Below are 21,976 nucleotides of genomic sequence, written 5' to 3'. Positions count from 1 at the left end.
TACAGAATTATAAGGAAGCTGCGGCTTTCTTTTTTTTTCTATACCTTTGCGCTAAAGAGCGTGTTTCACATGGAACATGATGGCATTGTCGAAACAATCGACAGTTGGTGTAAAAACAACAAAATAACAAACAACAGCTACAGTCAGTTTGAGTACTATGGAATGAGCTATAAAATCAAATAGATCTGTTTGATAAAAATAAATTTAGGACAATTTTACATGTCTGAATCTAACAAAATCGTGGTATATGCAGCGCTCTTCGGCAATTTAGCGATTGCACTGGTGAAGTTTGTCGCTGCCTACATCACGAATAGTTCGGCCATGTTGAGTGAAGCCATTCACTCTGTGGTTGATACTTTAAATGAAATCTTACTGCTCTACGGTATGAAAAAATCGCAGCAGCCAGCAAATGCACGCCATCCGTTTGGCTATGGGAGAGAGCTGTATTTTTGGGCGTTTATTGTGGCGTTGATGGTCTTTGCTTTGGGTGCGATCGTGTCGATTTATCAAGGGATTAGTCATATTTATCACCCCGAAGAAATGCAAAATCCGATGATTAATTATATCGTGTTAGGTATTGCGATTTTGTGTGAAGGGACCTCTTGGTTTGTGGCATTGAAAGCATTTCGTAAAATCAAAGGGAAACAGGGCTATTTTGAAGCATTTCGACGCAGTAAAGATCCGACGACATTTACCGTGTTATTTGAAGATTCAGCAGCGCTGATTGGTCTGTTTATTGCCCTGATCGGTATCTATTTATCACACGCGCTGAATATGCCAATGCTTGATGGTCTGGCATCAATTCTAATTGGGGTTGTACTCGCTATTTCAGCAATTTTACTTGCACGTGAGACTAAAGGATTGCTCATGGGAGAAACTGCTGACCCACAATTGAGACATAATGTCTTGATGGTTGCAGAGCAAGATCCAGCAGTGCATTCTGCCAATGGGGTGTTAACAGAGCAGATGGGTGCACATCAAGTTTTGGCATCTTTGAGTCTTGAATTTAAAGATAATTTAACGTCAGATGATATAGAAGCTTGTGTCAACAGAATTGAAGCACAAATTAAACAGCTTCATCCTGAAATTGTGGCACTCTTTGTCAAGCCTCAATCTCGGAAGGTTTGGCTTGAGCGCATGAAAGGTCGTCTTGATCAATAGGTCTGCGAGGTTAAATACTTTGCAAGGTTTGTCAGCATAGTGAATGAATTTTAAATACACATGAATCAAAAAACTCAATCAGCACAGTTTCAAATCAGTACTAAAAGCTGTATGAAACATACGTGGACGAAGCCTGTATTTGATTATCTGGCAACTGACCATTTTAATGGGGAAAAATTCTTTAATACCCTTCGAAATCCAGATGCGTTTACGCGTAAAGATATGCTGAAATGGATCATGACGCGTAAAAGCGATACATGGAAAGTAGATCGTGAGCAAGAATACCAACAGTTTTTTGCTTCTTCGCGTAGCATTCCGCACAATCGGCCATTGGCTAAAATGGATGATTGGTTGGTTTGGTTTGTCGGACATGCGACGGTTTTGATTCAAATTGGGCCATATAATTTTTTGACCGATCCTGTATGGGCGGAGTATGCAGGCCCACGTCAAGGGACTGGACCACGACGTGCTTGTCCTGCAGGAATTGCCTTAGAAGAATTACCTACAATTCATGGGGTTTTACTGAGCCATAATCATTATGATCATATGGATTTAGCAACCTTGAATTGGTTACATGAACAATTTGCTATGCCGATTTATACTGGTTTAGGCAATGCTTATTATTTACCCACACATTTCAATGTCATTGAACTTGATTGGTGGCAATCGGAAATGTTTGAAGATTTGCGTATCGTTTATACGCCTGCACAGCATGGTTCAGGTCGTGGTTGGCGAGATCAAAATCATGCCTTATGGGGAGGTTTTTCCATCGTGCATAGTACAGGACATTTCTTCTTTGCTGGAGATACGGGCTATGCCGCACATTTCAAACAAATCCATACACGCTTAGGTGCACCCCGAGTAGCGTTATTACCGATTGGAGCTTATGAGCCACGTCGTTTAATGAAATATTTGCACATGAATCCCGAAGAAGCTTTTCAGGCGCATAAAGATTTACAGTCAAAATGTTCATTGGCAATGCATTATCGGACTTTTCAGTTGACTGATGAAGCTAGAGACCAACCTGAACATGACTTACATCATGCAATGCGAAAAACATCAAAGTTAATGAATCCATTTTTAACCATGCATGAAGGCAAAAAATTGATTGTTTAAGGATTAATAGACGGTAATTGGAATATTTAATGCCAAGAAAAAACCACCTTAAAAGGTGGTTTTTTTATTCAAAGATAAAACTTAAAGCAAGCCTGGATTACCTTGAGCTGGATCAGTTGCACGAGCAGCTTGCGCATCCGCTACAGTTAAGCCTAATGCTTTTGCAACACCTTCACCATAAGCTGGATCACATGCGTAACAGTTACGGATATGACGATATTTGATGAAGTCGAGTGCATCGCCCATTGCGCCAGCAGTGTTATTAAACAATGCTTGTTTTTGTTCATCATTCATTAAGTTGAATAATGCACGTGGTTGACTGAAATAGTCGCTGTCATCTTCGCGGTAATCCCACAAGTCAGCATCACCAGTAATTTTCAATGGTGGTTCTTTGTATTGTGGTTGCTCTTGCCATTGGCTGAAGCTGTTTGGTTCATAATGCGGTGTTGCACCATAGTTACCATCCATACGGCCTTGACCATCACGACGGTTGGAATGAACAGGGCAACGTGGTGCATTTACAGGAATTTGGTAATGGTTTACACCCACGCGATAACGTGCAGCATCAGCATAGTTGAATAAACGCGCTTGCAGCATACGGTCAGGTGAGAAGCTAATGCCCGGCACCAAGTTACTTGGTGCAAAAGCGGCTTGTTCAACATCTTGGAAATAGTTTTCAGGGTTACGGTTGAGTTCGAATTCACCCACTTCAATCAACGGATAGTCGCCTTTAGGCCATACTTTGGTTAAATCAAATGGGTGATAAGGTACTTTTTCTGCATCAAGTTCAGGCATGATTTGAACGTACATTTTCCATTTTGGAAAATCGCCGCGTTCAATTGCATTGAACAGATCGGTTTGTGAGCTTTCACGGTCTTTGGCAATAATCGCTTCAGCTTCAGCATCGGTTAAGTTTTTAATGCCTTGTTGAGTGCGCATGTGGAATTTAACCCAGAAGCGTTCATTATTGGCATTAATAAAACTGAAAGTATGACTGCCAAAACCATGCATATGACGGTAACCATCTGGAATACCGCGGTCAGACATCACAATAGTAACTTGGTGTAGAGCTTCAGGTAGTAAAGTCCAAAAATCCCAGTTATTAGTTGCACTACGCTTATTGGTTTTAGGATCGCGTTTTACTGCTTTGTTTAAGTCAGGGAATTTACGAGCATCACGTAGGAAGAAGACAGGGGTGTTATTACCAACTAAATCCCAGTTACCTTCTTCAGTATAGAATTTCAGGGCAAAACCACGAATATCGCGTTCTGCATCTGCAGCACCACGCTCACCTGCTACGGTAGAAAAACGAGCAAAAAGTTCAGTTTTTTTACCAACTTCTGAGAAAATTTTAGCGCGGGTATATTGGGTAATATCGTTAGTCACGGTAAACGTACCGAAAGCACCAGAACCTTTGGCATGCATACGACGCTCTGGAATTACTTCACGAACGAAATTACCGAGTTTTTCATTAAGCCATAGGTCTTGGGCAAGCAAAGGACCACGTGCACCTGCCGTCATACTGTTCTGGTTGTCTACAACAGGAGCACCAGCATCAGTTGTTAGGTGGGTGACAGGACATTTTTTAACGTCGTCGCTCATTGAGTATCTCCATTATTATAATCATGTATTAAAGTTGGGAGTTATAACCCTTCAATTGATAACACGCTCAACAGCACATGACCTTAACCGTTTTGTTAATTCATTTTAAAGTGACAATGTGACAACAGTTTTTCTCTTATTCTAAAATTTTTCAAGCAGCAATCAATCGAAGAGAAGTTATAAAACTGTAGCCGTTAAAAGCTTAAAAATCTCTATATACTTAATGACTCTAAAGCTTTCTGTGGCTTTTGACAAATGGAAAAATAGTTTTGTATAAATGGTTAATTCGATTGATTAAGTTATTGAATTTATATTATTTATTTATATATTTTGTTTTAATATTTTATCCATGAATTAAACTCAAATATGTTGCTATGATAGGTAGAAGAGGACGAACTAATTAAATCCATATTTTTATTATGGTTTTTTGCCTTCATATAGGTTTTTTAGCTGATTCTAGTTAATGAAAGACATTTTATGTTGTTAATATTGCAGAGATTTTCAACATTAAAGACATTATTTAATACTTAAAATAAGCTAAAAATACAGCTGAAGAAATATTGGCAAGTGGTCTAAGTTGTTTTAGAAAATTGTAAATAAATTCTTTATGGGGTGATGCTAGTTGTTACAGCTATCTTTATTGTTGTCAGGTCAGGTGTTGTCAGGTCAGGTGTTGTCACTCCAGCGTGAATCGATTCTTATATCATATCAACATACTAGGCAACCTTACGTGATCGCATATCGTAGTTGAGGGGGTTAATGGCGAACCCATTTTGACCTCGGGATATATTTTACTGCCAAAAGGATAAGCACTTAAACAAGACTGGACCGTATTGGCATGAGCACATGGCACGACTGTGTGGCTGATACAAGTGCTCCTTCAAGTGATTATACAATGGGCCTGTATATAGTTTGCAACTAGTCATAGATGGTGCAATCGACAGTTGTTTGAGGCATGGCTATGTAGTGGTTGCAACAGATTATAAGGACTGGGTAAGCTAAAACTGCGCCCTCATATGAATGTAGTCAGTTAAGTTTATAATTTGGTGCATTCTGTACATGCACTGCATTCTTGCAAGTCGAAGCAATTTAATAAAGACTGGATGGTGATGGGGCATAGTCAAGGTGGTGCAGCTGTGATTGCGGTTGCAGCTCAGGAGCAAAAAGATGCGCTTGAATTAAATTTTAAAGCTGCAATACCCTTGGCACCGGGTGGTTATCAATATGAATGTATTGCTGAATACGTAGAAACCAATCCAAACCCAGATACCAACGTAGCGGCATTTTTCCCCATCGTGTTGTTGGGAGCAGCCGAAGCAGATCGATCAATGTAGATCAACAGGTTAGTCCAGATATGAAGTCTTTACTAAATCAGGCCCGTAAACGTTGTTTATCAGAAATAAAAAAATTAGTTAAAATAAGCACCTCAGCCAATCTTTTAAAAAATTCAGACTTAAGGCCATCCCCAAGCTATTTAAAACGGCAGTCGATTGAATATATGACCCTAACCGTAACACTGATGTTTGTTTAAGGCGCCGCAGACCATTTGTCGATCACCTTGGTACTCAAAGTTATTACCAGAAAGTGTGCAAATAAAAATTGCCAGTAGTCTATCAGGCGATCCCAAATGGCTATCATCGTGGTGCATTAGGCCATAGTCCAAAATATACGGCTGAATTTTTAAAGAGCTTACAACTGGCCAGCATTGCAAAGGCGTATAAATGAGACAAGTAAGCTGGCAATAAAAGCTTAACTTCTAAAGCACTTTTATTGACGGATGAAACAAGTGATGAATGATTTTCTTCTACCGTAAAAATGAATTTCCTAAATATCTAAAATAACTGGTTTAAGAGCCGATTTTTTGTAAATAACATGACTTTATTTTATTCACCGATGCATTTGAAACATCATTAGACTTGTCCGCGAAGTCTAATCGCGCAACATATGAATTATATCTCGCTTTAATTCATCCCACTCCCCAAAATCAGGCTCAATCAATAAAGTTTGCGACACAAAGCCATAACACACCCGCTGCATATTTAAAGCCATCTGTTTGAGCTGTTCATCATCCTGTATAAATGGCTCAAGCATACTGCGCCACATTTGCACCATCATGGCATAACTCTTACGGTAACTTTCAATATCTGAAATCTGCCGTTCTAACAAAAACACCTGTGACCATAAAAACTGCTGTGCTTGAATTTGCTCAATTTGAAAGTGAATAATGCGCTCCAAATACGTCTGAAACTCCAAATCTGTGGATAACTTGATCAAGCTTTGTGCATAACTTTTTAAGCTTTCCGCATTGTGTTTCACATGCAAATGAATGGTCAACGCAATCAAATCTTCCTTCTTCGAAAAATATTCATAAAAGGTTCCCAAGCCCACGCCTGCAAGGTCGGTAATCTCCCGAATGGTAATTTGGCTGGCAGGGCGCTCATGCAAAAGCCGAACAAAACTGTCCTGTAAGGCTTCTTGCGTCAGTTTTGCACGTGATTGACGTGGCTTACGCCGTATTTGAATGGCTGAATGCTTCATATTTTTAAGCGCGGAAAACCGAACGTCTATGCTTTAAATTTTCTCTATACTGAAATGAAAAGCCAACAAGAACAAGCGGAAAATATAGACGATGAATACATTAGAACAGACATGGATGACGCATCAAATCAGCAACCAATTTGATGAACTGGAAAACTACAATCTATTTTCAAGCGATACGGTTTTACATGAAATCTTAAAGCGCTATGGCAGCCACGATCAGCCGATCTTATGCGAAATGGGCAAAGTCGCAGGTTCGAGTGAATACTTTCAGCATGGGGCTTTAGCCAACAAACATACCCCAATTTTACATGCCTTCGATGCTCGTGGTCGCCGTACTGACTTTATCGAATTTCATCCTTCATGGCATAAATGGATGGGACTCAACCGTCAGTTTGATACCCATGCGCATCCTTTTAATCAGCCTAACTCCAAGACTAAATGGGTGGAATGGGCAGCACGTTTTTATCTCGCAGGTCAGGTCGAGTGTGGCAATTTATGTCCGAACTCCATGACGCTGGGCAGTATTCCCTTAATTCAACGTGAACCTGAACTATGGGCGAAAATTGGCGAGAAACTATTATCGACGGAATATGATGAACGTGATGTACCCATCGCGAAGAAAAAGTCGATTTGGCTCGGTATGGGCATGACCGAAAAGCAGGGCGGTTCGGATGTACGCGCCAATGAAACCATTGCCGTGCCTGTAGCAGAAACAGGACGAGGCAAGGCTTATTTGCTCACAGGGCATAAATGGTTTTTCTCTGCGCCGATGTGTGATGCGCATTTGGTGGTGGCAAAAACCGAACAAGATGGCTTGGCGTGCTTCTTTGTGCCACGTTGGTTGGAAGATGGCAGCAAGAATAATATTCAGGTACAGCGCTTAAAAGAAAAAGTCGGGAATCGCAGTAACTCAAGCTCGGAAGTCGAATTCAAAAATGCATGGGGCATTATGATTGGTGAGGCAGGGCGAGGCATTCCAACCATTATTGAAATGGCGAATTACACCCGTCTGACCTGTTCGGTCGGTTCGAGCGCCATGCTGCGTCAAGCTTTGGTGCAATGCATTGCCTATACCCGTCAGCGTCAGGCTTTTGGTAAACATTTGATTGATCAACCGCTTATGCGTGCAGTCTTGGCAGATTTGGCTTTAGAAAGTGAAGCAGCGACGCAGCTCAGTTTCCATTTGGCGCAGTGCTATGAATCGGATGATACTTTGTCTGTGGCATGGAAACGCATCATGACCCCAGCAGCCAAGTTTTGGATTTGTAAGCGTACCGTAGAGCTAACAGGGGAGATGATGGAAGTCTTTGGCGGCAATGGCTATGTCGATAACGGCATCATGGCGCGCATCTTTAAAGAAGCACCTGTGAATACCATTTGGGAAGGTTCAGGCAATGTCATGTGCCTAGATGTGCTGCGTGCGATTGGGCGTGACCCTGAATCTATTGAAGTGCTGTTTAAAGATTTGGCGAGTACAGCAAGTACAGATGAAAGCTTGCAAACAGAATTGCAGGACTTGTTCAGGTTGTTCCATCAATCACCTGAAGATTTACAATTTATGGGGCGCAGTTTGGTCAGTCGTTTAACGGTACTTGCACAAGCGGTGTTATTGAAACGCTATGCGCCTGATTATGTAGCAAATGGTTTTATTCAAAGCCGCTATAGTGCGAAACATGGGCAAGTGGTGGGCATGCTGGATGCTAAAAAGGTCGATGTAGAGCGAGTATTAGAACGGGCTTTTGCTAGCTAAATACAACGTATTTCCCTCTCTCAATGGGAGAGGGTTAGGGAGAGGGAAATAATGTGGCAAAGCAATTTTTTTATGGCCTTGGGGCTAACTACGCTGTATCAAAAAGCCATAGGAAAGTGCTTGAAAAAATCTAAAAATAGATCAATATATGCACTACAGTACGAGGGTGCTGTATAGGCAAAAAGGTGAATGCAAATGGCAAAGAAAAAAGTCCTGCCTGAAGTTGAAGTTCGCAACTTTGTGGCAAAACACATGAACGATTTTAACAAAAGCCAAACTTTTGTAGATCGAAAGAAAAATGCAAAACGTGGCTATGCAAAGCACAAAAAAGGGGGATATTCGAATGATTATCTCCCTTTTTATTTCAGTGTGTTTTCTCAGTTTGTAGTCTACTAAATGATTCGGCTTCAGCATCTGCTTAAACAAAGTTCACATCATATTCCATACGTTTTACTGTTCGCTTCGCAATCTCTAGGCCATGCAATTTGGCCACAATATAAAGAGATGCATTGATCCCCGAAGAAATCCCCGCAGCATCTAAGACTTCAACTTCGTTGAATAATAAGATACCGACGTTCATTCAGATGGTTCCATGCGGGATTGAACGCATGGGTTTTGAATTTAAATGTAGAACCTTAAAACACGGCTTATTTTGAAAATAAGTCTTCAAACATTTTGTTGAATGCGGATTTTTGTTGCGGTCTAGACGCTGTACTTTGATGTTTTGAGGCGTCATTGGTTTGCTGGAGTACGTGTTCCACTTGACTGGTCAATTGCTCAAACCATGTTGAGTCAGTGTGATGCGTCTGGTTTAGCTGTTTGGCGCGCTGTGCAGCCAGTACCGATGGATCATTTTTACCTAAGCGGCGCTGCTGTGACGCAGTAATTTCTATACCGAGTAAGGGGGGAATACGAGAGCGGCTGACCGGAGCTTTGGATTTTGTTGGCTTGGTTGGGCGTATATTGACTTGTTGTGCTTGGGACGGTCTAGGTCGAGTTGAGGATACTTTTTCAATCGGTGTATCGTGTTGCAGCTCTAACATTTTTTGTTTGAGTTGCGGATGGATCTTTGTCATATAAAAGGCAATTGCGACAAAAGCCAGAAAAAATAAAAAATCCATCATCACCTCATTTTATTATTTTACATGAGTGTTCTTAAGCACTCACGATTCGGGTTGCCGATTTCACCATATCACCAAGACCATGAGTCTTGAAGTAGTACTCCATCATGCTTTTCACCATCAGTGGATTATTCATGCTCAAAGCACGATCCAAGAGCTCTTTTGCATCTGGCATCGGCACATGGCAGATGGCTTTACGGACTTTGAGGATATTACTCGAACTCATCGATAGGGTATTAAAGCCCATCGCCATCAGTAAAATAGCTGTGAGTGGATCACCGGCCATTTCTCCACAAATACTAATCGGCTTGTCGTATTTATGACATTCTTGCACCAAGCGAGTCAGCGCACGAAGTACGGCTGGGTGTGAGTGTGAATAGACATTGGCAACTCGTGGGTTATTTCGGTCAACCGCAAGTAAGTATTGGGTTAAATCGTTTGATCCGACCGAGAAGAAGTCAACCAATTCAGCAAACTCATCGATCTGTAACAGCACACTCGGCACTTCGACCATGATGCCGATTTTGGGTTTGGTAATTTTCACCTGTTCTTCTTCTTGCACCGCTTGCCAGTCACGATCGAGCAAATACAACGCTTCTTCGACTTCGCTGACACTGGTCACCATCGGCAGCAATATATGCAAGTTGTTCAGGCCAATACTGGCTTTGAGCATGGCACGAATTTGGGCTGAAAAAATCTCAGGATGATCGAGAGTAAAGCGAATTCCACGCCAACCCAGTGCTGAGTTTTCTTCTTCAATCGAGAAATAAGGCAGGTCTTTATCTGCACCAATATCGAGGGTACGCATCACCACTGGTTTATTGGCAAAATGACTCAGCTGTTGACGATAAATAGCGCGCTGTTCTTCTTCACCAGGGAAGCGATCACGCAGCATAAACGGAATTTCAGAACGGTATAGACCGACACCTTTGGCGCCACGTTGTACACCGCGAACCACATCGATCATCAAGCCAGTATTTACAAACAATCGAACTGCAACACCATCAGGGGTGATGGCATCTTTGGTTTCGTATTGCTTCAGATCTTTGGCAATTTGCTCTTCTTCTTTTTGAATCTCTTTATAGCGTGTGCGTAAACGACGAGGTGGATTGATGAATACACGGCCTTGATGTGCATCGACAATCATTTCGACATCATCGAGGGTATTAATTGGCAGTTCAGTCACGCCGACTACAGTTGGAATGCCGAGGGCACGTGCCACAATCACCATGTGTGAGTTCATGGCACCTTCGGTGGTCACAATCGCCGCGATTTTATCGACAGGGAGTTCAACCAAGGCAGCCGTAGAAATTTCCTCACCAATTAAAATGCTTTCATCGGTGATTTCACGGTGACTGGCATCTGCTTCTTGTAAATAAGCCAAGATACGACGCCCCAGATCTTTTAAGTCTGAAACACGTTCACGGAGATAGTCATCTTCCATCTGTGCAAACAGCGCAATGTGTTTATCAATAACAATGCGTACCGAACCTTGTGCCCAGTTACCGTCACGAATTTCACTTTTGATTTCCGCGGGGAGGGCATTGGCATCGAGCATTCGCAAGAACACGCTAAATAATGCACGTTCTTCGGCCATGAGGGCATCTTGCATTTTTTCATCGAGGGACAGAATTTCTTGACGAACTGCGTCTATGGCATTGTCGAGTAATTCGAGTTCTTCACTGATGTCATCGGCTTCACGATCGGGGACTGAAGCCAAGTCAGCAGGTGGATACAGGATGACTGCACGACCTAGCGCAATACCGCCTGAACCAGAAATACCTTGGAAAGTTTTATAGGCAGGGAGGTTGTTGGGCTTACGAAAGACTTCGATATTCCCGACGGCATGTGCATGGGCAATCACCCCTGAAAGTTGAGCGCACAAGGTCACGAGGAAAGATTCGGCAGCTTCGCTAAAGTCTTGAGGCTCTTTGTTTTGAACCACCAAGACGCCCATAACTTTACGGCGATACATCACCGGAACACCGAGGAAGGAATTGTAAATTTCTTCCCCCGTTTCTGGCAGATACATAAAGCGTTCGTGTTTGGGTGCATTGTCTAAGTTGACGATTTCTTCACGTTGTCCAACTAAGCCGACCAAACCCTCACTGGTATGCAAAGAGACATGCCCAACGGCTTCAGGGTTTAAACCCTTAGAAGCCATTAGTAAATAACGATGATTTCGTTCATCAAGCAAGTAGATTGAGCAGACATCCACATGCATGGCTTCGGCCACTTGATTGACCATAATGTCTAAAGATTCATGCAAACTGGCCGACGCATTAATCTCTTGGACTATGCGTCTTAAGGTATCCAGTTGCATGTTCGACATCGTGTCTGCTCCAAAATTTATTCTGCTTTATTTATAACAACACTCATCCTAAAAATCTGCATCCATTCTGCAAATTTTTACGGTTTTTGCGGAAGCTGATTGCACAGCTCCACCATGGCTTTACGATATACATCGCGTTTAAAATTCACCACTTGACCCAAAGGGTACCAATAGCTGACCCATTGCCATTGATCAAACTCTGGTGGGTCTGACAAATCCAGCTGAATATGCTGTGCCGAAGCCGTCAGTTTTAATAAAAACCACTTTTGTTTTTGACCAATACAAACGGGGTCTGAATCCGTACGTATATACCGATGTGGCAAACGATAGCGCAACCACCCTTGGGTTTGTGCTATCACCTGGACGTGTTGGGGCAGTAAGCCAACTTCTTCTCTCAGCTCACGGTAAAGTGCCTGTTCGGGGGTTTCTCCATGTTGGATACCTCCTTGTGGAAATTGCCAGGCATTGTGACCAATGCGCTTTGCCCATAAAACTTGTCCAATGTCGTTTGCCAAAATGATCCCGACGTTGGGTCGGAAACCTTCTGAATCGATCATTTGGCTACCTAAATATTGTGTAATTTATGACTTTGCTCACGGGGACGTTTATTTCTGTGTCCATCTCGAAAAAGCAAAGTGTAAAAATGTTAAAATTGTTATGATCTTAACGAATTTCTATCGACTAGCGGAGATAGATTTACAATTTTTTTCTTAAATTTCAGCTTTTACGAGTATTTTCATGAAATTGGCACTGTTTGACCTTGATCACACCTTATTAAATACCGACTCAGACCATTCTTGGGGGGAGTTTTTGGTCAATGAAGGCTTGGTTGATCCAATTCATCATCGTGCCATGAATGATAAATTTTATGATGATTATAAAAAAGGCCAGCTTGACCCGATTGCTTATAATGAATTTGTATTTGAGTTTTTAACTCAACATGACAATGCCTACTTAACTGAGTTACATCAGTTGTTTATGAAAAAAGTTATTCGTGCGCAAATGCGTCCTGAGGGCTTTGCTGCCATTCAGCGCCATCAAGATGCAGGACATCAATTGGTCGGGATCACCGCAACGTCTGATTTTATTACCGCACCGATTTTTCGTGAATTTGGTATTACTGAAATCATTGCGACCAATGCCGAAGTTGTGGATGGTAAATATACGGGTAAAGTGATTAATACTCCGTGCTACCAAAAGGGCAAATTAGTCCGTTTGAATCAATGGTTAGAAGGTCGTGATGTGACAGAATCTTGGGCCTATTCAGATTCGATTAATGACCGCTTCCTATTGGAATATGCCGATCATGCCTTTGCAATTAACCCAGATGACCGTTTAGAAGTCCTTGCAAAAGAACAAGGTTGGGACATTCAAGACTGGTCAATTCAAGCCTAAAAATAGATATGATAAAAAAGCATCATTAGATGCTTTTTTATTTGACGTCCTTTTGATTAAACTTCAGCTCACTAATTTGAACTATCGCTCTATATGCAGACAGAAGCTTCTTTTAAACATTTAATTCAAATCTTTATAGGGCCACGTGCTCAATCTTATTTAAAGTTCATAGAACAACAAGCTGGGCAGAACAGTGGCCTGAGTTGGGCGGGGTTAATTTTTGGGCCCTATTGGTTACTCTATCGGAAGATGTATCGCTATTTCTTCTTATTCTTTGCGGTTGGTTTTTTGATTAGTATGTTGGCACTCATCATCGGAGTGCCTGATCAAGTCTTGATGGGGCTAGCATTGATTCCTAACCTCATACTCGCTGGCATCGGAAAGCGGCTTTATAGCGATTTTGCGGTGCAAAAGACCAAAGCCTATATGCAGCAGCCGAAATATAGTGAGCAGGTGTTTGCTGAAGAAGGCGGAGTGAACTGGGGGCTGCCTTTGTTGTTGGTATTTATTCAATCGGTCGTGATGATTATGCTCAGTTTGCCTTTTATTCAATTTTCACCGCTGTAGAATTCTGTAATTGAGTGCGTGTCCGTTCCGTGTTATATCCTTAAAACAGAATAATTTTGTATCCATAAACAATAAGTTTTAACACGGAGAATGACAATGAGTGTACGTCCACGCATGACTCATCTATTTGAACAACTGGGTTTAGATTCGAGTGAAGACGCGATTGCTTTATTTATCGTGACGCATCAACTCAGTGCCCAAACTAAAATTACCGAAGCAGACTATTGGACAGATGCTCAGCGTCAGTTCTTGGCCGAAAAAATTAAGTCAGATGGTGAATGGGCGATTATTGTCGATCAATTGAATGAATCATTACATGAAGATTCGTTGACGAAGTAAAACTGACGGGTCTTCCTTGGTTTTTTTAATGGGATCGGCTGAAATAGGCGATCCCATTTTTAATGCAAAATAAATTTAAGCGACCATTCAACATATAGAAAATCATTCGCTTTTTCTAAATGCTCAAACAGATCACTAAAAAAAGCCACCATAGCGGTGGCTTGATTAATAACTGAATTTTGTAGGTAAAAATTCAATTAGATGTGTTTCATCAATTCAACCAGCTTTTGTGCAGCAAGTGACTGAGTACGACCTGGATGCCATACCATCCCCAATTGACGATTCATGTTTGAAGGTAAATTCAATTGTTTTAAATCTTGGTTCAATAATGTTTTAGGAAGGACTGACCAACCGAGACCAATTGAAACCAACATGCGAATCGACTCAAGTGAGTTATTGCTCATGGTGACTTTTGGCTTGAGGCCATACTTTTCAAACTCAGCCAAAGTAATTTGACTGGTATAGGTTTGCGCCGCAGGTAAAAGACTTGGGTATTGGATCAAATCTTCTAAGGTTAAATGTTCAACTTGCGCCAAAGGATGGAAAGGTGCAACCACGAATACCAATGGATCATTCCATGTCGTGATGTATTTTAAACGGCTGTCACCTTGTGGCGGTAAAGTCAAAAAAGCCAACTCTAAGTCGCCAGCTAAAACTTGCTCATGGGCTTGTTCAGAATCAACAAAGTGTACATCTAAGGTCACTTCTGGAAACTGTTGTACATATTGACGCAAATGCGCCGGTAAATGGTGTAAGCCGATATGATGGCTGGTGCCAATTTTCAGTTTACCTTGAACCTGACCTTGCTCATGGCTGAGCGTATGGTGAATATCACCCAATTCATTCAGCCAGCTTTTTACTTTTGGCAAGAGAGAGTTTGCTGCATGCGTCGCTTGAACACCACGACCCGCGGATTCAAAAAGTTTGACACCGAAGTATTCTTCTAAACTGTGAATACGCTTGGTCACAGCAGGTTGCGTAATGAAGAGCTGATCTGCTGCCAAGGAGATCGAACCAGTTTCCATGACTTTTACAAAGGCTTCAAAGGCTGCGAGATTCATCTTCATTCCTATAAAGAATTTTTATGCGTAGTCTCATTGTTATAATATTTTAAGAATAAATCAAAGGGAAAGTTGTATCTTTTGATTTAAAACTAGGCGTTCAAGCCATACTACGCGTTAAATCTGAGGGGATTTTTCGAGTTCTATAGCGTTATTCGAGTGCTTGATTGTTGCATGATTCGAGATGGAGCTGTGACGTTTTCAGCTCAAATGCGTTGTTACAAAGTTGTTTTTTAAACCGAAACCAGAGTTATGCATAATATAAAAAATACAGGGCTGAAAAGTATTTCAACCGTTTGAATTAAAGAGGAGCGATGGCGTTTCTTTTAACTCAGCATTGAACTAAAACAAAAATGAACTGAAGTTTTGATGGCTTGGGGAACATACTTTTCAGTGAATAATTAAAGTAACAGGTACAGTCAGGGCGGCATCGATTAGTGATAGCGTACCTCACAGGGAGAAGGCGATGGATATTAAGCACATTAAAAATTTATTGGATATTTTTGAAGGGACAGTCGAAAAGCGCTGTGCGGTATATGAAATCGCAGATGATGAAGACGACGAAAACCGTGCAGCAGCCGAGTGTAATGCGGCAAAAAACAAACTGATTCTTGCGATAGAGCAATTGGTTGAGGCGCATGACCAACTGGCTTTACAGCAAAAAACCAAGCTTTGATGATCCGTCTGCAATTGAATCTATAGGATGAAATCGATGGAACGTTAAAGTGGATGGAGTAAAAGAACGTTTTAAGATCATTAAAAAACCACCGTGATGGTGGTTTTTTTACAAGGAGCAGGGTTGGATTAAGCGGGGATATTTTCCTCTGCAGCTTTATCTTTCTTTTCCCATGCTTTTTCGTGGAAGAAAAAGGCAACCGCTTGAACAGTTGGTTCAAGTAAACTTAAGGTAATAGCCATTGCAATACTGCCTGTCACGTAATAACCAACCAACATCGCAACCGTGATATGCATGATGTAATAGCTCAAGGTTTTTTTGAACATGCGCTGATTATTTTCGACGAACTTGTTAATGTGTGCCATGAAAATGCTCCTTGTTAAATTGATAAATCTTGGCAATGAGTTAATAATAATGATTCTTATTTGCAATGTAAAAGAGAAAATTCAATTTATGATCATTGAATTTTTAAATTACTGTTTAAAAATGGCAGAAAGTGAACAAAAAGTCGGAGAAAATTCTAAAGTCTCATCTGCTGAAAGTATTGAAGTGAGCGTGTTTTAAACGCATTAATGGTCTTTAAAATGCAGCGGAAATCAGCAGTTAAATATCATTCCTATAAGTTTTTAAACTAATAAAAATGATAAATTAGATTTATGTGAATACGTGGTTATAATCGATTTAACGAAAGAATTTACCCAGTCCAGTGGAGCAAATCGACATGGCAGGCGAAACCCAAAAAGCGGAAACCCAAACAAAAAAAACCTTGTATGACAAATTGTGGGATGACCATCTAGTAAAACAACGAGATGATGGCTCTTCATTATTGTATATCGACCGTCATTTATTGCATGAAGTGACTTCTCCACAAGCCTTTGAAGGGCTACAGCTTGCAGGTCGTAAACCATGGCGTTTAAGTGCTAACGTGGCAACGCCAGACCATAACGTACCTACTTCTACTAAGGAGCGTGCTGAAGGTATTGCAGGTATTGAAGATGATACTTCACGTATCCAAGTGCAAACTTTAGATGACAACTGTAAAACTTTTGATGTGGCCCAGTTTGACATCAACGATGTGCGTCAAGGTATTGCGCATGTGGTTGGGCCAGAACAAGGTTTAACCTTGCCAGGTATGACCGTGGTGTGTGGTGACTCACATACTGCAACGCATGGTGCTTTTGGTTGCTTGGCTCATGGTATTGGCACATCTGAAGTTGAACACGTGTTGGCGACTCAATGCTTAGTTCAAAAGAAAATGAAGAACATGTTGGTGCGTGTTGACGGTCAATTGGGTCAAGGCGTTACTCCTAAAGACGTGGTTTTAGCGATTATCGGTAAAATCGGTACGGCAGGTGGTACAGGTCACGCAATTGAATTTGGTGGTCAAGTATTCCGTGATATGTCGATTGAAGGTCGTATGACGGTGTGTAACATGGCGATCGAAGGTGGCGCGCGCGTGGGTATGGTGGCTGTCGATGACAAAACCATTGCCTATGTGAAAGACCGTCCGTATGCACCGAAGGGCGAACAGTGGGACGCTGCAGTAGAGTATTGGAATACTTTAGTGTCTGATGAAGGTGCGCATTTTGATACTGTTGTGGTGTTGCAAGGTGAAGAGATTGAGCCACAAGTGTCTTGGGGGACTTCTCCTGAGATGGTGATTCCTGTATCTCAAGCAGTGCCAACTTTAGAACAAGCTAAAGATGACGTACAGCGTAATGACTGGACACGTGCATACAACTACATGGGCTTAGAAGCAGGTCAAGCTTTGGCTGATATTCAATTAGACCGTGTATTTATTGGTTCATGTACCAACTCACGCATCGAAGATATTCGTGCAGCGGCTGAAGTGGCCAAAGGCAAAAAAGTGGCGGCATCGATTAAGCAAGCCATGGTGGTGCCGGGTTCAGGTTTAGTCAAAGCACAAGCAGAAGCAGAAGGCTTAGATAAAATCTTAATCGAAGCAGGCTTTGAATGGCGTGAGCCGGGTTGTTCAATGTGCTTGGCAATGAATGCTGACAAATTGCAACCGGGTGAGCACTGTGCATCGACGTCTAACCGTAACTTCGAAGGTCGTCAAGGTAATGGTGGTCGTACACATTTGGTGAGTCCAGCAATGGCAGCAGCTGCGGCAATTGCTGGTCACTTTGTGGATGTGCGTACATTCTAGTTTAAGCCCTCATCCCAACCTTCTCCCTGAGGGAGAAGGAGTTCCCTCTCCTTTTAGGAGAGGGTTAGGGAGAGGTCACGGATTCAGTGAGAAATAAACATGAAAAAATATACCGTTGAACAAGGTATCGTTGCACCATTAGACCGTGCCAATGTTGATACAGATTTAATTATTCCAAAACAGTTTTTGAAATCTATTAAGCGTACAGGCTTCGGAGCCAACTTATTTGATGAGTTGCGCTATTTGGATGAAGGCTATTTAGGTCAGGACATTTCAAAACGTCCGATTAACCCCGATTTCGAATTGAACAAACCGCGTTATCAAGGTGCGTCGATTTTGATCTCTCGTGCAAACTTTGGTTGTGGTTCGAGCCGTGAGCATGCGCCTTGGGCATTAGAAGAATATGGTTTCCGTACTGTCATTGCACCAAGCTATGCGGATATTTTCTTTAATAACAGCTTTAAAAATGGCATGTTGCCAGTGATCTTGTCTGAAGAGATCGTAGATCAGTTATTTAAAGAATGTGCTGCATCTGAAGGCTATCAATTAACCATTGATTTGGCTGCGCAAGAAGTACGTACACCGAGTGGTGAAGCATTTACATTTGAAGTCGATCCATTCCGTAAACACTGCCTATTGAATGGCTTGGATGATATCGGTTTAACCTTACAAGCAGCCGATGATATTCGCGCTTATGAAGAAAAAACCAAAGCATCTCGCCCTTGGGTATTTGCAGAAATTAAAGCTTAAGTCAGTGTCATTGTAGAACTTCTTAGTAGTCAGTCGGCTTAAGTCTTGCTAATATCAGGCGAAACAAAATTTATACGTTAGCCAGAATTTATCAGGTTGGGTTCGAAAAATGAAAAAGTTCTTCGGTCAGCTGGTTGTAACGGGAGCGCTGTTCGCAACGCTCTCTGCCTGTCAAAGCTTTGACACGGCACGCATTAAAAATGTGAAAGAAACTGAAAGTACAAAAAATAATGCTCTGATTTACTGTGCAGGTACAGCGCATTGTGAATTTGAGCGTTTTGATCAAATACAAGTGGTTGATCCAAATAATCAACATGTACAACGTGCTGCGATTAAAGCAGGCATTGTACGGTTGAATGGTCGTTCATTGTCTGAGCCTAATCCTTTGTATTTGTCTGTACCTTCAGGTCAGCATGAAGTCGTGATTCGCTATTATCCAATTTCTCAGGAAAAAGCAGAGCGCTTGCATGTCATTCACAACTTTAGGTCCAAACACGAGTACACCTTTAAAATGTACCGTGAGCGTTCAAAAAACAGAGGCAGTTTACTGGATAAATCTGCGCCTGATCCGCTCTGTGTAGACTTAAAGCAAGGTGCAAAAACGATTCGACGTTTCTGCCGACCCTACAATGTCCTCACAGGACTTGGTGAGTTTGTAGAAAAGAAACTTTAAATCTGACTGGTAATCAAGCCAGCGTATAAATGGAACGACTCATGTCAAAACATATTTTGATTTTACCAGGTGATGGTATTGGTCCTGAAATCGTGAAAGCGGCTGAACAAGTGCTGACACGTGTAAACGAGAAATTCAACTTAGGTTTGACTTGGGAACAAGGTCTTTTAGGTGGTGCAGCGATCGATGCGCACGGTTCACCTTATCCAGAAGTAACAGCAGCACAAGCGAAGACTGCTGATGCGATTTTATTGGGTGCAGTGGGTGGTCCTAAGTGGGATACCATTGAGCGTTCAATTCGTCCAGAACGTGGCCTATTAAAAATTCGTTCAGAATTAAATTTATTTGCCAATTTACGTCCAGCAATTCTTTATCCGCAGCTTGCAGATGCGTCGAGCTTAAAACCTGAAATCGTAGCAGGTTTGGATATCTTGATCGTACGTGAGTTAACTGGCGGGATCTATTTTGGTCAACCACGTGGTATTCGTGAACTCGAAAACGGCGAAAAACAAGGTTTCAATACTGACGTATATGCTGAATCTGAAATCAAGCGTATTGCCAAAGTTGCTTTTGAAATGGCGAACTTACGCGGTGGTAAAGTGTGTTCAGTGGATAAAGCCAACGTACTAGAAGTGACTGAGCTTTGGAAACAAACTGTAACTGCGTTAAAAGAAGAGCAGTATCCTGAAATTAACTTGTCTCATATGTATGTTGACAATGCTGCTATGCAATTGGTCCGTGCGCCAAAACAGTTTGATGTAATCGTGACAGGTAACTTGTTCGGCGATATCTTGTCTGATGAAGCGGCGATGTTAACCGGTTCTATCGGCATGTTGCCATCGGCTTCTTTAGATGAAAATGGTAAAGGTATGTATGAGCCTTGCCACGGTTCAGCGCCAGACATCGCAGGTCAAAACATTGCGAACCCATTAGCAACGATTCTGTCTGTTGCTATGATGCTGCGCTATACCTTCCGTGAAGAAGCGGCGGCAAAAGCGATTGAAGATGCAGTAGGCAACGTCTTAGATCAAGGCTTACGTACAGGTGACATCATGTCAGAAGGCAGTACTCAAGTCGGTACTGTTGAAATGGGTCAAGCTGTAGTTTCTGCATTGAACTAATGGCGAATCAAAAAACGCAGCGTTTATGCTGCGTTTTTTTGTGCCTAGAAATTATCAATCTTAGAATTGATGCGCTAACAGGTGCGACCAGTTAATCGGACATCAGTTGCAATATTATGCTTTAAGCGAAATTGAATAAGGCAGTTTAACTCAACCTCATAGCGTGTATTTCCACTGGGAATCGGCACAGCAGCGCCGCTGCCCATGCCCATTGCGGGATTTTCAGCCATCGGTAAAGGAATACTGATCGGGCGTGCGACACGATAACGGAGGTAGTCAGAACTGACCTCTACGGGAGAGGTTCTTTGATAGCCGAGTTTGCTGAGATTAAGTTCTGCTTGAATCGTTTGGCTCGATTGACCAATAAATGAGGTTAAATAGCGTTCACGTTCAACGGAGGATATCGTTGATGTCGTGCTACAGCCAGCCAAGCATACAATGCTTAGAACGCATCCCATGCTCAATATCGGACGAATAAAACGCTGATCTTTGTAAACCTGATGTTCTAAAATAAATTCCATGGGTCAGTTCCTCACGAAATAAATTCAGTTTAGTCAGATCGGTCTGTATAACACTGTAGTCATTTGATACACGGTCATCTGAGCAAGATTAGCCTCTAGTATTCTCATGCAGGATCAACAAGCTCTGCCAACATAGTCAATGGATTCAACTATTTGATTGCGTAATTTGAACTCGATTTTACATTCCATATCGACAGTGACACCACCTTTAGACGGCGTTGGGATAGGGGCGCCCATGGCTATACTGGTGCCGATATTTGGTGTACCAATCGGGATTGGCATCGAGCGTAAAATGGTATAGCTAAGTTTTTCATTGCTTTGTACGGGTGCTCCCATCACTTTATAGCCCAATTGACTCAAGTTGAGCTCTTTATGAACTTGATCAGCTGGCTGTCCAATATAGTGTTGTAGGGATTGATTGAGTTGCTTTTGGCCTGTCGTGGCGCAAGCCACACAAAAGATAGCACCGACTAATCCTAGATGTTTCATATGATTTTATGTCCTTATATTTTGAATTTTATAATCGAATTTTTATGTTTTTAGACTGTAAAGGAAAGCAAATTTGCAGTCAATTTTTATCATTGTATTGAAATAAATACAAAAAAAGCCACTTATAAAGTGGCTTTTTCGCTTCGCTAAAACTTAGCGCGCACGGTAAGTGATACGACCCTTAGTCAAATCATAAGGTGTCATTTCTACTTTAACACTGTCGCCAGTCAAAATACGGATATAGTGTTTACGCATTTTGCCAGAGATGTGAGCAATCACTTCATGACCGTTTTCTAAACGTACACGGAACATAGTATTAGGAAGCGTCTCGGTGACAACGCCTTCGAACTCGATGAGTTCCTCTTTATTGGCCATAGCCTACCTGAATGAATAAATTAGCAAGGCGCAAATTATAGTCAATTTTTTTTCAGAATACAAGCCGTAAAAGGCTTTGAACTGATCGACTGTCAGTAAAATAAGCGAACAATTCAGTTAAATATTTTCAACAAAAAATGTGCAGTAACTGTTGTCAGTTTGGTCAATCGCAGTTAATCTAAAATCAATCTTTTTAGGTATAAATGAAGTACATAC

The 21,976-nt window shown here is 41.7% G+C and carries 26 protein-coding genes; 15 read left to right on the top strand and 11 right to left on the bottom strand.

Translation table 11 applies throughout. The annotated features are described in order from the left end of the window. The first annotated feature begins 219 nt into the window (after positions 1-219). A complete protein-coding gene (locus FTV11_RS02335) occupies positions 220-1,161 on the top strand; it encodes a cation diffusion facilitator family transporter (RefSeq protein ID WP_078192768.1) in 942 nt (313 codons plus the stop codon). A gap of 60 nt (positions 1,162-1,221) precedes the next feature. Next, positions 1,222-2,277: an MBL fold metallo-hydrolase gene (locus FTV11_RS02330; protein WP_078192767.1), complete on the top strand. Its 1,056-nt coding sequence runs from the start codon at positions 1,222-1,224 to the stop codon at positions 2,275-2,277. An 81-nt stretch (positions 2,278-2,358) separates the two neighbouring features. Here the strand turns inward: FTV11_RS02330 and FTV11_RS02325 are convergent, their stop codons facing one another. Next, positions 2,359-3,879: a catalase gene (locus FTV11_RS02325; protein ID WP_111884100.1), complete on the bottom strand. Its 1,521-nt coding sequence runs from the start codon at positions 3,877-3,879 to the stop codon at positions 2,359-2,361. Positions 3,880-4,925: 1,046 nt separating this feature from the next. Here FTV11_RS02325 and FTV11_RS02320 point away from each other — a divergent pair. Both FTV11_RS02320 and FTV11_RS17025 read left to right on the top strand, forming a co-directional pair. Further along, positions 4,926-5,213 (top strand): hypothetical protein, encoded by a 288-nt coding sequence (locus tag FTV11_RS02320; RefSeq protein ID WP_180073321.1) that lies wholly within the window; start codon positions 4,926-4,928, stop codon positions 5,211-5,213. 265 nt (positions 5,214-5,478) lie between these two features. Then, positions 5,479-5,604, top strand: a complete 126-nt coding sequence (locus FTV11_RS17025) for a hypothetical protein (protein WP_257223144.1) — start codon at positions 5,479-5,481, stop codon at positions 5,602-5,604. 204 nt (positions 5,605-5,808) lie between these two features. Here FTV11_RS17025 and FTV11_RS02315 read toward each other — a convergent pair whose 3' ends face one another. Continuing rightward, positions 5,809-6,417 (bottom strand): TetR/AcrR family transcriptional regulator, encoded by a 609-nt coding sequence (locus tag FTV11_RS02315; protein WP_180073320.1) that lies wholly within the window; start codon positions 6,415-6,417, stop codon positions 5,809-5,811. Positions 6,418-6,508: 91 nt separating this feature from the next. Here FTV11_RS02315 and FTV11_RS02310 point away from each other — a divergent pair, with 91 nt between their 5' ends. Both FTV11_RS02310 and FTV11_RS02305 read left to right on the top strand, forming a co-directional pair. Further along, positions 6,509-8,170, top strand: coding sequence for an acyl-CoA dehydrogenase family protein (locus tag FTV11_RS02310; RefSeq protein ID WP_180073319.1), 1,662 nt, complete (start codon positions 6,509-6,511; stop codon positions 8,168-8,170). A 195-nt stretch (positions 8,171-8,365) separates the two neighbouring features. Further along, entirely contained in the window at positions 8,366-8,566 is a 201-nt protein-coding gene (locus FTV11_RS02305) for a hypothetical protein (protein ID WP_180042069.1), read from the top strand. A 22-nt stretch (positions 8,567-8,588) separates the two neighbouring features. On the opposite strand, the gene FTV11_RS02300 is transcribed toward FTV11_RS02305, so the two are convergent. The 4 genes from FTV11_RS02300 to FTV11_RS02285 form a co-directional block, all read right to left on the bottom strand. Next, the gene (locus tag FTV11_RS02300; RefSeq protein WP_180048824.1) at positions 8,589-8,750 is read right to left on the bottom strand and encodes a hypothetical protein; all 162 of its coding nucleotides are present in this window, start codon (positions 8,748-8,750) and stop codon (positions 8,589-8,591) included. 67 nt (positions 8,751-8,817) lie between these two features. After that, positions 8,818-9,246 carry a hypothetical protein gene (locus tag FTV11_RS02295; protein ID WP_180048825.1) on the bottom strand — a complete coding sequence of 143 codons (429 nt, stop codon included), beginning with the start codon at positions 9,244-9,246 and terminating at the stop codon, positions 8,818-8,820. Positions 9,247-9,325: 79 nt separating this feature from the next. Then, complete coding sequence (gene ptsP, locus FTV11_RS02290; protein WP_168377918.1) at positions 9,326-11,623, bottom strand: phosphoenolpyruvate--protein phosphotransferase; 2,298 nt, start codon at positions 11,621-11,623, stop codon at positions 9,326-9,328. A gap of 77 nt (positions 11,624-11,700) precedes the next feature. Beyond that, complete coding sequence (locus FTV11_RS02285; RefSeq protein ID WP_180010168.1) at positions 11,701-12,180, bottom strand: RNA pyrophosphohydrolase; 480 nt, start codon at positions 12,178-12,180, stop codon at positions 11,701-11,703. A 181-nt stretch (positions 12,181-12,361) separates the two neighbouring features. On the opposite strand from FTV11_RS02285, the gene FTV11_RS02280 reads away from it, so the two are divergent. The 3 genes from FTV11_RS02280 (at position 12,362) to FTV11_RS02270 (ending at position 13,924) form a co-directional block, all read left to right on the top strand. Further along, on the top strand, positions 12,362-13,018 hold the full coding sequence (locus FTV11_RS02280; protein ID WP_078189728.1) for an HAD family phosphatase: 657 nt from the start codon (positions 12,362-12,364) through the stop codon (positions 13,016-13,018). Between the two features lie 93 nt (positions 13,019-13,111). Beyond that, on the top strand, positions 13,112-13,585 hold the full coding sequence (locus FTV11_RS02275; RefSeq protein WP_180026620.1) for a DUF2628 domain-containing protein: 474 nt from the start codon (positions 13,112-13,114) through the stop codon (positions 13,583-13,585). A 96-nt stretch (positions 13,586-13,681) separates the two neighbouring features. Next, positions 13,682-13,924, top strand: a complete 243-nt coding sequence (locus tag FTV11_RS02270; RefSeq protein ID WP_078189726.1) for a DUF2789 family protein — start codon at positions 13,682-13,684, stop codon at positions 13,922-13,924. A gap of 197 nt (positions 13,925-14,121) precedes the next feature. Here the strand turns inward: FTV11_RS02270 and FTV11_RS02265 are convergent, their stop codons facing one another. Beyond that, positions 14,122-14,985, bottom strand: coding sequence for a LysR family transcriptional regulator (locus FTV11_RS02265; RefSeq protein WP_078189725.1), 864 nt, complete (start codon positions 14,983-14,985; stop codon positions 14,122-14,124). A 466-nt stretch (positions 14,986-15,451) separates the two neighbouring features. On the opposite strand from FTV11_RS02265, the gene FTV11_RS02260 reads away from it, so the two are divergent. Then, a complete protein-coding gene (locus FTV11_RS02260; RefSeq protein ID WP_180026619.1) occupies positions 15,452-15,661 on the top strand; it encodes a hypothetical protein in 210 nt (69 codons plus the stop codon). Between the two features lie 128 nt (positions 15,662-15,789). On the opposite strand, the gene FTV11_RS02255 is transcribed toward FTV11_RS02260, so the two are convergent. Further along, positions 15,790-16,026, bottom strand: coding sequence for a DUF2061 domain-containing protein (locus FTV11_RS02255; protein WP_078189723.1), 237 nt, complete (start codon positions 16,024-16,026; stop codon positions 15,790-15,792). Between FTV11_RS02255 and FTV11_RS02250 the strand changes: the two genes are divergently transcribed. The 5 genes from FTV11_RS02250 to leuB all read left to right on the top strand — a co-directional run bounded on the left by FTV11_RS02250 (position 16,025) and on the right by leuB (position 20,375). Then, positions 16,025-16,225, top strand: a complete 201-nt coding sequence (locus tag FTV11_RS02250; protein WP_180026618.1) for a hypothetical protein — start codon at positions 16,025-16,027, stop codon at positions 16,223-16,225. The two genes, FTV11_RS02255 and FTV11_RS02250, sit on opposite strands and share 2 nt — an antisense overlap. A gap of 157 nt (positions 16,226-16,382) precedes the next feature. Beyond that, positions 16,383-17,831, top strand: coding sequence for a 3-isopropylmalate dehydratase large subunit (gene leuC / locus FTV11_RS02245; protein ID WP_180026617.1), 1,449 nt, complete (start codon positions 16,383-16,385; stop codon positions 17,829-17,831). A gap of 99 nt (positions 17,832-17,930) precedes the next feature. Next, positions 17,931-18,581 (top strand): 3-isopropylmalate dehydratase small subunit, encoded by a 651-nt coding sequence (leuD, locus tag FTV11_RS02240; protein WP_078189721.1) that lies wholly within the window; start codon positions 17,931-17,933, stop codon positions 18,579-18,581. A 109-nt stretch (positions 18,582-18,690) separates the two neighbouring features. Next, positions 18,691-19,254 (top strand): hypothetical protein, encoded by a 564-nt coding sequence (locus tag FTV11_RS02235; RefSeq protein WP_078189720.1) that lies wholly within the window; start codon positions 18,691-18,693, stop codon positions 19,252-19,254. A 41-nt stretch (positions 19,255-19,295) separates the two neighbouring features. After that, positions 19,296-20,375, top strand: coding sequence for a 3-isopropylmalate dehydrogenase (gene leuB / locus FTV11_RS02230; RefSeq protein WP_078192754.1), 1,080 nt, complete (start codon positions 19,296-19,298; stop codon positions 20,373-20,375). Positions 20,376-20,449: 74 nt separating this feature from the next. Here leuB and FTV11_RS02225 read toward each other — a convergent pair whose 3' ends face one another. The 3 genes from FTV11_RS02225 to infA all read right to left on the bottom strand — a co-directional run bounded on the left by FTV11_RS02225 (position 20,450) and on the right by infA (position 21,760). Continuing rightward, the gene (locus FTV11_RS02225; RefSeq protein WP_306669366.1) at positions 20,450-20,896 is read right to left on the bottom strand and encodes a hypothetical protein; all 447 of its coding nucleotides are present in this window, start codon (positions 20,894-20,896) and stop codon (positions 20,450-20,452) included. A gap of 114 nt (positions 20,897-21,010) precedes the next feature. Beyond that, on the bottom strand, positions 21,011-21,385 hold the full coding sequence (locus tag FTV11_RS02220; RefSeq protein WP_180007150.1) for a hypothetical protein: 375 nt from the start codon (positions 21,383-21,385) through the stop codon (positions 21,011-21,013). Positions 21,386-21,538: 153 nt separating this feature from the next. Beyond that, positions 21,539-21,760: a translation initiation factor IF-1 gene (gene infA, locus FTV11_RS02215; protein ID WP_001284370.1), complete on the bottom strand. Its 222-nt coding sequence runs from the start codon at positions 21,758-21,760 to the stop codon at positions 21,539-21,541. Positions 21,761-21,976 lie beyond the last annotated feature (216 nt).

Source organism: Acinetobacter sp. YH12231, from assembly GCF_013417755.1.
GTDB classification, from domain to species: domain Bacteria; phylum Pseudomonadota; class Gammaproteobacteria; order Pseudomonadales; family Moraxellaceae; genus Acinetobacter; species Acinetobacter amyesii.
This window is presented reverse-complemented; position numbering and strand designations above follow the sequence as displayed.